The sequence below is a fragment of the Micrococcus sp. R8502A1 genome, assembly GCF_006704135.1.
Taxonomy (GTDB): domain Bacteria; phylum Actinomycetota; class Actinomycetes; order Actinomycetales; family Micrococcaceae; genus Micrococcus; species Micrococcus luteus.
On the sequence record NZ_VIGS01000068.1, the window covers coordinates 1 to 10,511 of the forward strand.

A 10,511-nucleotide genomic window follows, 5' to 3' on the forward strand; every position below is an offset into this window, starting at 1 on the left:
GACCGGTGGACTTCGGCGTGGGGAACAGCGGGCCGATCACGGCCCAGACCTCGTCCGAGATGACATCACGCGACATGACCCCAGACTCGCGCATCCACGTCCCCGAACCCTTTAGCAACACGCCCTAGACTGAGCGCCACTCCCTTGGTGGTGAGCTCGTCGGCGATGTCCCTCGCGTCCGGGAGCGAGCGGGCCAGCCGGTCGAGCTTGGTCACCACCAGGGTGTCGCCGTCCCGGGTCGCGGCCAGCGCTTCGCGCAGCCCGGGCCGGGCGCGGGTCGTTCCCGTCAGGCCGTGGTCGAAGTAGATGTCCTTGTTCTCGACTCCGAGGCGCTCGAGTGCTTCCCGTTGGGCGGAGAGGTCTTGCTCGAGAGTCGAGACGCGCGCGTAGCCGACACGCATGTCCCTATTGTTGCAGTTACCCTCCCCTCACCGCCCACGTCACCGTACGGGTCTTGCGTACATGACGATCCCTCACAAGAAGTCGTCGATGTCAGTTTTCGAAGTCCACTGCACGAGTGTCCGAAGTCGACTGCACATTTTAAGGTTGCGCAGCCGTTGTCTGGTGAGGCGCCATGGTGAGGGCTGCGGCGGCCAAGGAACGCCGTAGCGCAGCCGGGCACTGGTGACAGCACGCCCGGACGGTCCGAGGCGCGACCCTTTTGCGATCGCTGAAGCGAGGGCACGGTGCTGGGAACGGTGCGGATGTTAAGCTGGTGAATGACGCGGGGTGCCGTGCTGGTACGGCTGAGATCACACCCGTTGAACCTGATCTAGTTCGTACTAGCGAAGGGAACGTCGCCGATGTCGGCACCTTCTTCCGTCCCTACTGTCCCACTCGATGCTGCCGCAGTGGGCGAGGCCTTGGCTGCGATGCGCGGGCATGCCCCGCTGGTGCAGTGCCTGACCAACGTCGTCGTCGCTCAGTGGACAGCGAACGTCCTGCTCGCGGTCGGCGCCAGTCCGTCGATGGTGGACAACCCGGAGGAAGCCGGGCCGTTCGCCGCCGTCGCCGACGGGGTCCTGGTCAACCTCGGCACGCCCCAAGAGGCGACGGTGGCTGCGATGCACGGCGCGGTCAGTGCCGCCGCGGCGGCCGGCACCCCGTGGGTGCTCGACCCGGTCGGGGTGGGTGGGCTCGCCTGGCGCAGCCGGGTTGTCGTCGACCTGCTCGCCCACGCCTCCCCGGCACTCGTCCGTGGCAACCCCTCAGAGATTCTCGCTTTCGCCGGTGGGGGCAGCGGTGGGCGGGGTCCGGAGAGCGTCGACGCCGCCGAGGATGCCCTCGACGCCGGCCGGGCGCTGGCCCGGGAGCACGGCACCATCGTCGCGGTCTCCGGGGAGGTCGACCACCTCACCGACGGCACCCGGCTGGTGCGGGTGGCCAACGGCCATCGATGGTTGACCCAGGTCACTGGCGGTGGGTGCGCGCTGGGCGCGCTCATGGCTGCCTTCGCCGCCACCACCGACGACCCGCTCCTGGCCGCCACGGCCGCGACCGCGACGTACACCGTGGCCGCCGAGGTCGCGGCCGAGCGTGCCGCCGGGCCGGGGAGCTTCGCCGTTGCGCTGCTGGACTCTCTCGCCACCCTCAACCCGCAGGAGCTGACCGAGAAGGTGGTGCTCCGGTGACCCGCCGACCGGTGAACCTCAGCCTCTACCTGGTCACCGACACCGGTTTGTGCGGCCCACGGGGGGTGCCCGCGACCGTGCAGGCTGCGGTCGCGGGCGGAGTCACCGTGGTGCAGTTGCGTGACCCGGGCGCCACCGACGCCCACTTCGTCGCCCTCGGCGTGGCGGTCCGCGAGGTGCTGGCGGGGACCGGGGTGCCGCTGATTATCGATGACCGGGTCCACCTCGTTCAGGACATCGGCGCCGACGGCGTCCACGTCGGTCAGCGCGACATGCCGCCTGCTCAGGCCCGGCAGTTGCTCGGGCCGGACGCCATGGTCGGGCTGTCGGTCAGCACGATCGAGCAGGTTCGCACAGCACGCGGGCTCGGTGACGGCGTCTTGGACTACCTCGGCGTTGGACCGGTGTGGCCGACGGCGACCAAGCCTGACCACGGCACTCCGACCGGCCCGGGCGGGGTGGCTGCGGTGGCCGCCGCGAGCCCGTGGCCGGTCGTCGCCATCGGCGGCATCACCACGAAACGCACCGGCATGCTGCGCCACAGCGGCGCCGCCGGCGTGGCGGTCGTCTCGACGGTGTGCGCCGCCGCGGAGGAACCAGCCGTGGCGGCCGCGAGCCTGCGGGCCGCGTGGGACGGGCAACCGTGAACCCCCGCCCACCGATCGCGCTGACGATCGCCGGCTCCGATCCCTCCGGCGGGGCCGGTATTCAAGGCGACCTCAAGACCTTCTCCGCACTGGGTGCCTACGGCACCGCGGTGCTCACCTCACTGACCGCCCAGTCCACCCAGGGAGTCACCGGTGTCCACGTCGTCCCCGCGGACTTCGTCCGCGCCCAGCTGGGCACCCTCGTAGACGACGTGGCGGTTGACGCCGCCAAGATCGGGATGCTCGCCTCCGCGGCCACCATCGAGACCGTCCTCGCCTTCCTCGACAAGCGCTCCGACGCGGTGCCGGTTGTGGTCCTCGACCCCGTCATGGTGTCCACCGCCGGTTCCCGGCTGCTGGCCGAGGACGCCGTCGAGCCGATGCGCCAACTCCTGCCGTACGTCTCCCTCATCACGCCGAACGTCCCCGAGGCCGCCGTGCTGCTCGACGCCGACCCCGCCGAAGACCTCGACACCATGCGCGCCCAGGCCATCGCGCTCCGGGAGCTGGGCGCCGCGCGGGTGCTGGTCAAGGGGGGCCACCTCGGCGGCGACGCACACGCCACCGACCTGTGGCTCGACGACGCGGGCGAGCAGCTGCTGACCGGCCCGCGGGTAGCCACGGTCAACACCCACGGCACCGGGTGCGCCCTGTCCTCCGCGATCGCCGCACTCGCCCCGCGCACCGGGTCCCTGCTAGAGGCCACCCGCCAGGCCAAGACTTGGCTCACCGGCACCCTGCGGGCCGCCGACGCGCTCCACATCGGCCACGGACCCGGCCCCGTGCACCACTGCCACGACATCTGGAAAGACGAGAACGACTGGAAGGACAGCGACCGATGACCAGCCCACACACCTCCATGCCCGAGACGATTCGCGACCACGACGACACTGGCGTGTTCAGCACCGTGGCGTGGCATCGCACGGCCAGGGTCCGCGAGGCGATCGATGCGCTGCCCTTGTTGCACCAGCTGAGCGACGCGACCCTGGCGGAAGAGACGTTCCGGCACTACCTCGCCCAGGACGCGCTCTACCTGGCCGACTACGGCCGGGTCCTGGCCGCGGCCGCCGCTCAGGCCCAGGCGTCGGAGGAAATGGCATTCTGGGCGCAGGCCGCGCGGGAGGTGGTCGAGGTCGAGCGGCAGCTGCACGCCACCCACGTCACCGACCTCACCGCCGCCGAGCCCTCACCGACCACGGTTGCCTACACCTCCTACCTGCTGAGCCTCGCGACAGCGGGAAACTACCCGGTCCTCGCGGCCGGCATCCTGCCGTGCTTCTGGGTCTACGACGACGTCGGCACCCGTTTGAAGGCCGCCGTCGGTGACCTGAGCACGCACCCGTACGGGGACTGGATCGCCACCTACGGCGATCCAGACTTCACCGCCGCCACCGACACCGCCCGGGACATCGTGGACCACCTCGCCGACCAGGCCAGCCCCGGCACACTGGCGCGCATGCACACCGCGTTCCACCGCGCCACCCAGTACGAGTGGATGTTCTGGGACGCCGCCCACCGGCAGGAGACCTGGCCCATCTGAGGTCATTGGTCGGTGCGCCCTTGGGCGCGCGCTCATCATGATCTTTCGAGAGCTGGTCGCCGCCCTGGAGACTCCTACCGTCCGGTGGTGTTGCTCGGACGGTGGGAGACCGGACCCGGGGTTGATCAAGGTAAACGGCGCGCTCAGGCCGGTGCTCCGCACGAGAAGCGCCAGCGCTTTTGACACCATGCGCCCCGAAGGGGATGCGTCCTATCAGTCGATGAGTCCTGTGTCGCCTGAGAGGGCGTCGGTGAGCCACCGCGGGTGCATGGGGAGCAACGGTGCCGGAAGCTCATCCGGGGAGAAGAAACCCGCCTGTGAGGTCTCCACACCATCAGGGTGCATCTGACCGCCGCGCGGGAGGCAGGCGAAGGTGGTGGTGACGAACTGGGTCACTCTCCCGTCGGGATAGGCGAAAACCTGCGAGGCGGGGTCCGAGTACACCCCAACCAGCCGCTGCACTTGCACCTGCAAGCCGGTCTCTTCGGCGACCTCCCGCACCGCCGCCTGGGCGGCAGTCTCGCCCACCTCGACGTGTCCCGAAGGCAGTCCCCACAGCCCGTTGTCCAGCCTGCGCCCCAGTAGCACGCGCCCGGCCTCGTCGAAGACCACCGCGGCCACACCCGCCCGCACCTCGTCCGGCCACGGGTACGGCGACGGGCGCATCGGGCCGATGTCAAGGGCCGGATCAAACAGCCCGGCCAGGCCCGTGACCGTGGCCTCCGCAACGGTGGGATCACACTGCCGACGGCCGCTGCTCGGCGTCGCGGGAGCGACGAGGATCGCCGGCAGGCCCGCGCAGTGCGCCCCGACGACGTCCGTAGCCGGGGTGTCCCCCACGACCACCACTCTCGTCGTAGCAGGGAGCCCGCGCTGGGCCAGGCGGAACATCTCCGGTCCCGGCTTGCCCACCACGACCGGTCGGCGCCCACTGGCGGTCTGGATCGCTGCGACGACCGCGCCGGTGGCCGGCCACGGGCCGCTCGCTGTGGGGAACGTGGCGTCCACGTTCGTGGCCACGAACGGCACGCCGGTACGCAGGAGGGCGGTGGCCTGGGCGAGGTCCCGGTAGGTCACCGTCTCGTCGCAACCGACCACCACCGCCTCGGCCCCAGACCCCTCCACGGATTCCACGCCTTGGGCCGCGAGTTCGCCGCGGAGGCCATCACTGCCCACCACATAGGCGCGGGTAATGCCCTGCTGGCGCAGCCAGCACGCCGTAGCCCACCCGGAAGATACGATCTCCTCGACGGTGGCCCTCACGCCCAGGCGGCCCAGACGGTGGACGACGTCTTTGCGGGACGGGCGGGGATCGTTGGTCACGAACCGGACCACCCGGCCCCGACTCCGCAGGCTGGCCAAGGCTTCGGTCACGCCGGAAAGCAAGGTGTCTCCGACGTAAACCACGCCGTCAAGATCAAGCAGAAAAACATCGAACTGGTCAACGAGCACAACAACCTCCGAGGTCAAGGGACAGTCAGCGCGCATGCTGGCGCTGAGCCATCCCCCTCGGGCATTTTGTGCCAATAGGTGCCCTCCCGCCTGTTCGGCGGAAGCTGCAGCGCTCGGTCACAGACCCCCAGCCGGCTGGGGCGGAACCCTAGCTGCCTTCTCCCGGCTCGCCCACAATCCTAACCGACCCGACACGAAGTAGCTGAGCGGTGGAAGTCCCCCCGCGGGCGTGCGAGAGTCGCGGGAACGTATCCCGCTCATTGACGTTCGTAGGTTCCGGACAACAGAGGTTACCTGGCTACCTTGCTGCGGTCCTTGGCCAGGAGCTTGCGTCCGTCCTCGCGGAGTTCGCCGGTGGGTGAGACGTGGCGGTAGAGGGTCTGGCGGGTGATGCCGAGTTCCTTGCAGAGGTCACCGACGTTGGTACCGGGCTTTCCCATGGAGGCCATGGCGAGGCGGAGCTTGGCGGGGGTCATCTTGTAGGGGCGTCCGCCTTTGCGGCCGCGGGCCCGGGCGGCGGCTAGGCCGGCGATCGTGCGTTCGGAGATGAGTTCGCGTTCAAACTCGGCCAGGGCGGCGAAGAGGCCGAAGACGAGCTTGCCGGATGCGGTGGTGGTGTCGAGGGCCGCGCCTTGCCCGGTGAGGACCTTCAGGCCGATGCCGCGTTGGGTGAGGTCGTGGACGATGTTGACCAGGTGACGCAGGTCGCGGCCGAGCCGGTCCAACTTCCACACCACCACGGTGTCCCCGTGACGTAGGGACTTCAGGCACGCCGCAAGCTCGGGACGGTCCTCCTTCTTGCCCGAGGCCCTGTCCTCGTACAGAGCCTCCGGGTCGACGCCCTCAGCTAGGAGCGCATCCCGCTGCAGGTTCGTGGTCTGCGATCCGTCGGCCTTCGAGACGCGCATGTAGCCGACCAGCACGAGGTGCCTCCCATCTATCACTTATACGACCGTTTACGTGACAGCACCGGTGCCGCCAGCTCGCTGGGGGTCAATGCGTCACGTAACTAGTCACCTAATCTACGTTACGCGAAGGTGGTCCGCTGCTGAATAAGTGACAGTCGCGTCCGAGCCGGTCCGAGTCTTTGGTGGATGCGTCTCGGCCAGTGTCGGTGGAAGGTGGCCGTCGGGGATGCCGGCGGTGATCAGGTCCTCGCGGGTGCGCTGGAAGCTTGTCTCGCTGCGGGTCATGGAGGTGAGTCCGGTCAGCAGCTGCCGGCCGGCGGCGGGGTCGTGTCGGGCGAGGGAGATGGCCTCGTCCATCGCGTCTCTGACTTCTTTCCAGTAGTCCCGCCGTGCGGGGGCCGGTGGGGTGCCGTCAGGAACGGGCCGATGAGGCTCGGGGGTCAGGAGCTGGGCGAGGGTGCCGTGGCCGAGGATGTCGCCGGTTTCGATTAGGTCCAGGGCGGTGGCGGCGGCGTCGAGGAACGTCTGCTGTTTTGGCCAAGGAAGTGCCTCGTAGCAGCGCCAGTGACCGACGAAACCGGCACGGACGGGGTGGCCGGCCCTCTGCCAGATGTGGTCCATGGTGCGCCGGGACCGGATGCGCAGCTTCGAGTACGGGGTGGACAGCTCGTCGATGAGCGTGCGCAGCAGACGGAACCAGACCCCGACGTGGACCGGTCGGCGCAGCAGAGTGAGCGTGCCCATGCGCAGGCCCTGGTGCGTGCGCCGATCCATGGCAAGGGCGGCTTCCGAGGGCGCGGAGGCCGTCATGTCCGCGGGTCCCCAGCCGAGGAACGTGCCGGCGGCACCGATGGTCGGCGTGAGTGTGCAGCCGTGCTCGGGGCAGCTGAGCGTCAACGGCAGCTGAGAGACCACAGTGAAGGCCGGCGCCGTCGTCATGCAGTGGCGGCAGGCGCGACGCAAGGGGCCGGAGGCCGGCAACCAGGCGCGCCAGCCGGGTACCGGGCGGTGGCGTCGTTCCTTGGCAGTCAGGAGCAGCGAGTCCTGATGGACGTAGGTGTCGAACGCCGCCCCGGGCTCCGGCTCTGGGCCGAGGGTATCCAGCAGCCAGGGCACCTGCCCGGCGATGGTCATCCGGCGCACGTCGCCGAGAGCAACGCCGGTGCGTTCTGACAGCGCCAGCAGCACTGAGGTCGGCGGGTCCCAGTCCAGATCGCCGCGCGTGCGGACGGGGTCGGTTCCGGGCGGGGCGAGGTCGTGCCGGAGCAGTTCCTCGACCTCCATGTCGTAGAGCGCGGCCAGCCGGTGCACCCAGGACGAGAGTGCCTCGTCGTTGCGCGGTGGCGGGTGCAGCGGCCAGCGGCGCCTCATGCGAGTTCGCGTTCGAACATCCGGCGTCGTTCGGTGGGGCCGACATAGGGCGTCATCAACAGAGTGCGCTGGTTGATGGCCTCTTCGCCGGACTCGATCGCGGCTACGGCGGCGTCGGTGAGCAGGTGGGTGAGCTCGCCGATGGTGCCCTCGCTGCGGGTGAGTAGGTAGCGGGCCATGTCCTCGGTGGCGATGGCCGAGCGGCGGCGTAGCGGGAAGGCGGCGGCGAAGCTGGCCAGCAGCGCACGCGTCTCCTCGCCGGGTTCCCACCGGGGCAGCGGGACAGGGTCGAAGCGGTTCTCCAGCTGGTCATCGGAGCGGATCGCCAGGTACGCCTCGCGGGTGCCGACCCCGACCAGCGGGATGCGCAGCTCGTTGCCCAGGAACCGGATCAGGTTCAGGAACTCTCGTCGGGTGTTCCCGCGGCCGGCCAGGACGTTGTGTAGCTCGTCGATGACCAGGACCCGCACCCCGACCGCGCGCAGCAGCGACAGTGTGGCTTGCTCCAGCTCGGCCACACGCTGCCGGGACCGCAGCGGCGCACCCATCGCGGCCAGCAGCGCGACGTAGAACCGGCTCACTGTGGGCTCCGAGGGCATCTGCACGGCCAGCACCGGCATCTGCTCACGATCGGCGTGGGACGTGGGCGGGTGGAGGCGGCGGAACTTCTCGATGATCATCGACTTGCCGTTGTTCGTCGGGCCGATCAGCAACAGGTTCGGCATGCGTTGCTTGCTCGGCCACGCGTACAGCGTCTCCAGTCGCTCCAGCGCCGCGGTGGCGCGCGTGTAGCCGATCCACCGATCGGCGCGGACGTGCCGCAGCCGCTCCTGTGCCGGCAGCCGCGCCACCGACCGAGCGCTCTCATGCAGATGGTCCAGGTCGTGAACCGTGAAATCCGCGCCGGACCAGTAGTGGCCCTCGGTCACCACTGTTCGATCACCTCGAACGGTGCCACGGACTCCGCGTCAGAAGCATTGCCGTTCTCGTCAACGGCAGCCGGGATGTCATCGGGCGGCGCGGCGGCGGGTTTCGCCCGTGAGGCTGCGTTGCCCGCGTTGTTGCGGCGTTCGGTGTCTCGGCGGGCCTTGCGCGTGGTGGACTCGGCGGTGTCGGTGATGGTGCGCATCTGCTCAACCATCCGGAACAGCGCCTCCTCGTCGACCTGTGCCCGGCCCTCGGCCCGGAGCCGCTCCAGTGCGGCGCGGTGCTCCCACACGCTCACCGCCGGATGCGACAGCGTCCGGTAGGGCACCGGCAGATAGGACGCACCCTCGGGATCCAGGACCCAGATGCGGCTGAGGTCGCGTGGGTCGCGGCGGATGACGAACCGGTCCAGTCGGTCGCGGCGGGCGATCCACGGCTTGAGCGTGTCGTTGAAGTAGTGCACGTGGTCGATGACGAACCCGGTGCGGGTCAGCGTCCTGCGGAACACCGGCAGGAAGTCCACCAGGAACGCCGTCTCATTGGCCACCGTTACAACCGGCGTCTGGGCAGTACCGGCGGCCCAGCGGGCCTGCGGGGTCTGCCCGATGGTGCTGTGGACCTGCCCGTGATAGCTCGCCACCGCCAGCGCCAGCCACTTCTCCAGCTCCGCGACCGTCAGGACGGCCTTGGTCTCGGAGTCGTAGTCGCCGCGCTGTGCCGGGTTGGAGAACGTCGTACCGGGCAGCTCATGGACCATCTCCATCAGCGTGCCGATGACCCGCTCGACGATGCCGCCGTAGTGCGGGCGACCCGGGGGCCGGTAAGCCAGCCTGATCCCGTGCTCCTCACAGCCTCGCCGCAGGGCCTCGCTCTTGAACTCCGCGGCGTTGTCCATAAACAGCTCGCCCGGCTTGCCGGCCATCGGCCAGTCCACCTCGATGCCGAGGCGCTCGACCCAGGCCCGCTTGTCGGTGACCATGTGCGCCAGACACAGCCCGACCGACAATGCCGAGGGCGCCTCCAGAGTGATCACCAGACCCACGATGGACCGGGAGAAGACGTCGATCGCGACCGTCACGTACGGCCGCCCGATCGGCAGACGGTGCCGTTCATCGACCACGATCAGGTCCACCACGGTGTGATCGATCTGGACCTGCTCCAGCACGCCGGACACCGGTGGCACCCGACCGCCGGCTGACTCCAGTGGCCGAGCCGCGTCTCGCCCCTCGCGGGCCACTGTCCCGGCGTGTGGGTCCAGGGCGGCGATGCGACGCATGACCGCTCCGCGTGAGGGAACGGGCAGGCCCCGAGTCCGGCACGTCCGCATGATCTCCCGGTGGACTGCCGCGGTCTTTTTCCGCTGCCGGGTCAGGTAATGCTTGCCCAGCACCTCCCGGATCACCGCCTCAACCGCGGCCGACAGTCGCTGCCCGCCACGGCCGCCGCTGGAACGACCCGGGATCAGGTCCGAGACCACGCCCTGGCCCTCGCGCCACCGATGCAGCAGCACATAGATTTGCCGCCGGGAGATGCCCAGCTGGTTGGCTGCGGTCTCCACCGCATCTCCGCCGGCCGTTCCGGCGTCGGCCAGCGGACCGATCACCTCGGCCCGACGGACCGCCAGAGCCCACATCTCATCGGAGACGGCCAACAGACCGCGCTCAAGAACCACGTCATCATCGACTGCGTCGTCGCGCACAAGACTATGGAACAACGAGTCGACCGTGCACACGGGTACGGACACGCCGAACGGCCACACCCCTGTTCACCCGACCCCAAACACGCAGGTCACCTGTGCAGACAACTTCGGACATTGACAGTCGAGGACTGAGCTCGCTCGACGTACGGTGAAGGATCCCCTTACGGGCATGCGATCTGGGCTGACGCCTGTGACCGAGTGTTCAGTTTGCGCTGTATAGTTCAGTCCATGCTGACTATTGCTTCGCGTCTCGACGTGATGAACCGCCTGGGTCGTGCACTGGCCGACCCCACTCGATCCCGGATCATCTTGACCCTGCTCGACCATCCCGCTTAC

General features: G+C 69.2%; 9 protein-coding genes, 2 pseudogenes and 1 riboswitch. Of the genes and pseudogenes, 5 read left to right on the plus strand and 6 right to left on the minus strand.

Annotated features, from left to right (window positions below; translation table 11 throughout):
• Nucleotides 1-122: 122 nt before the first annotated feature.
• Nucleotides 123-401 (minus strand): annotated as a pseudogene (locus tag FLM69_RS10255) (recombinase family protein); the annotation flags it as partial.
• Between the two features lie 314 nt (nt 402-715).
• A riboswitch (TPP riboswitch) is annotated at nt 716-812 on the plus strand.
• Between FLM69_RS10255 and thiM the strand changes: the two are divergent.
• From thiM to FLM69_RS10275, 4 genes are all read left to right on the plus strand, one after another.
• The gene (thiM, locus tag FLM69_RS10260; protein ID WP_072626064.1) at nt 804-1,631 is read left to right on the plus strand and encodes a hydroxyethylthiazole kinase; all 828 of its coding nucleotides are present in this window, start codon (nt 804-806) and stop codon (nt 1,629-1,631) included. Its footprint overlaps the riboswitch before it by 9 nt.
• The gene (thiE, locus tag FLM69_RS10265; protein WP_141844127.1) at nt 1,628-2,278 is read left to right on the plus strand and encodes a thiamine phosphate synthase; all 651 of its coding nucleotides are present in this window, start codon (nt 1,628-1,630) and stop codon (nt 2,276-2,278) included. Before thiM ends, thiE begins: the two co-directional genes overlap by 4 nt.
• Nucleotides 2,275-3,120: a bifunctional hydroxymethylpyrimidine kinase/phosphomethylpyrimidine kinase gene (gene thiD, locus FLM69_RS10270; RefSeq protein ID WP_181743510.1), complete on the plus strand. Its 846-nt coding sequence runs from the start codon at nt 2,275-2,277 to the stop codon at nt 3,118-3,120. Before thiE ends, thiD begins: the two co-directional genes overlap by 4 nt.
• A 17-nt stretch (nt 3,121-3,137) precedes the next feature.
• Nucleotides 3,138-3,818: a TenA family protein gene (locus tag FLM69_RS10275; RefSeq protein ID WP_125107455.1), complete on the plus strand. Its 681-nt coding sequence runs from the start codon at nt 3,138-3,140 to the stop codon at nt 3,816-3,818.
• Nucleotides 3,819-4,031: 213 nt separating this feature from the next.
• Here the strand turns inward: FLM69_RS10275 and FLM69_RS10280 are convergent, their stop codons facing one another.
• From FLM69_RS10280 to FLM69_RS10300, 5 genes are all read right to left on the minus strand, one after another.
• Nucleotides 4,032-5,270, minus strand: coding sequence for an HAD-IIA family hydrolase (locus FLM69_RS10280; protein WP_006590959.1), 1,239 nt, complete (start codon nt 5,268-5,270; stop codon nt 4,032-4,034).
• Between the two features lie 290 nt (nt 5,271-5,560).
• The gene (locus FLM69_RS10285; RefSeq protein ID WP_141844130.1) at nt 5,561-6,193 is read right to left on the minus strand and encodes a recombinase family protein; all 633 of its coding nucleotides are present in this window, start codon (nt 6,191-6,193) and stop codon (nt 5,561-5,563) included.
• Between the two features lie 99 nt (nt 6,194-6,292).
• Nucleotides 6,293-7,549 carry a TniQ family protein gene (locus FLM69_RS10290; protein ID WP_141844132.1) on the minus strand — a complete coding sequence of 419 codons (1,257 nt, stop codon included), beginning with the start codon at nt 7,547-7,549 and terminating at the stop codon, nt 6,293-6,295.
• On the minus strand, nt 7,546-8,478 hold the full coding sequence (locus tag FLM69_RS10295; RefSeq protein ID WP_370510505.1) for a TniB family NTP-binding protein: 933 nt from the start codon (nt 8,476-8,478) through the stop codon (nt 7,546-7,548). The genes FLM69_RS10290 and FLM69_RS10295 overlap by 4 nt, the downstream gene beginning before the upstream one ends.
• On the minus strand, nt 8,475-10,109 hold the full coding sequence (locus tag FLM69_RS10300; protein ID WP_170221989.1) for a Mu transposase C-terminal domain-containing protein: 1,635 nt from the start codon (nt 10,107-10,109) through the stop codon (nt 8,475-8,477). Before FLM69_RS10300 ends, FLM69_RS10295 begins: the two co-directional genes overlap by 4 nt.
• A gap of 294 nt (nt 10,110-10,403) precedes the next feature.
• Here FLM69_RS10300 and FLM69_RS10305 point away from each other — a divergent pair.
• Nucleotides 10,404-10,511, plus strand: a pseudogene (locus FLM69_RS10305) (transcriptional regulator); the annotation flags it as partial.

Excerpts from the sequence above, each read along its gene's own strand:
- thiM (WP_072626064.1), top strand. The coding sequence starts at position 804 with ATGTCGGCACCTTCTTCCGTCCCTACTGTCCCACTCGATGCTGCCGCA.
- FLM69_RS10275 (WP_125107455.1), top strand. The coding sequence starts at position 3,138 with ATGCCCGAGACGATTCGCGACCACGACGACACTGGCGTGTTCAGCACC.
- FLM69_RS10290 (WP_141844132.1), bottom strand. The coding sequence starts at position 7,549 with ATGAGGCGCCGCTGGCCGCTGCACCCGCCACCGCGCAACGACGAGGCA.
- FLM69_RS10300 (WP_170221989.1), bottom strand. The coding sequence starts at position 10,109 with ATGTGGGCTCTGGCGGTCCGTCGGGCCGAGGTGATCGGTCCGCTGGCC.